The organism is Terrimonas pollutisoli (assembly GCF_029360765.1).
Taxonomy (GTDB): Bacteria; Bacteroidota; Bacteroidia; order Chitinophagales; family Chitinophagaceae; genus Terrimonas_B; species Terrimonas_B pollutisoli.
Map to the genome: position 1 here is coordinate 1 of NZ_JARKNA010000060.1, position 1,147 is coordinate 1,147.

The window sequence follows — 1,147 nt, forward strand, 5'->3', positions numbered from 1 at the left end:
GATGGTTAAAGATAAAAGTTTTGTCGGACAGCCGGTATTATCACAGATTTTAGATATAATACCCAGTTCTTTGATTTATAAAGCAAACCGAAAACATCAGGCCAACCGGTATTATAAGAAATTGCCGTTGCGGGTACACCTGGTAAGCTTGTTATATGGAGTATTCAGCTATTGCAATGGCCTCAGGGAATTGTGTGAAGGGATGCTGGCATGCGAAGGCAAGCTATCCCATTTGGGTTTAGATAAGGCTCCTGCCCGCAGCACACTTTCCGATGCCAACAACAATCGCAGCTACCAGGTTTTTGAAACCATTTATGAAGGATTGCTCAGGCAGTACCATAGTTTTATCTCGGACAGCCGGTTAAAAGGATTAAGTATCCGCAACCTGAAAATCATTGACAGCAGCACCATTCAGTTATTCAGCGAAATACTCAGGGGCGTGGGGCGCAACCGGTTAGATGGCGCCAGAAAGAAAGGGGGAATAAAAGTACATGCCATGATGGATGCATTTAGCGGTGTAACAGAATTTGTACGGATGACCGAAGCAAGAGAACATGACCGTAAGTTTCTTTACCACCTGAAGCTGGCTGCCAACAGTTGGCTGGTGTTTGATAAAGCCTATACGGTGTATCACCAGTTTGCCAAATGGACAAGCCAGAAAATATGGTTTGTCACCCGGATGAAAGAGAATGCGGATTATCATGTTACCAAAGTGTTGGTAGATAAAACCAAAAGGAAAAAGGTCAAAGGAGTATTGAAGGAACAATACATTACCGTAGCTGTAAAACAGAACGGTGTAGTGATACAACGTTTAAAACTAAGACGTATCACTTTTAAAACAGAAGAAGGAAAGCTGTATGTGTTTGTTACCAACAATTTTACGTTGGCTGCATCGCAGATTGCAACCATTTATAAAAACCGGTGGATGATTGAACTGTTGTTCAAGCAGATTAAGCAGAATTTTCCTCTGCGCTATTTTTGGGGAGCAAGTGCCAATGCCATAAAGATGCAGGTGTATTGCGTGCTGATAGCGCAGTTACTAATGGTGGTAATAAGAAAAAAGGCTGCTACAAAGAAATCATTTGCCAATATGATTACTGTTATACGGCTTCACCTGATGAGTTATGTAGCCTTGCTGGAGTTTATC

The 1,147-nt window shown here is 42.0% G+C and carries 1 protein-coding gene; it reads left to right on the plus strand.

Annotated elements, in window-relative coordinates:
• Window position 1: 1 nt before the first annotated feature.
• On the plus strand, window positions 2–1,147 hold a 1,146-nt coding region (locus P2W73_RS26345), incomplete at its 3' end, for an IS4 family transposase (protein WP_276505095.1).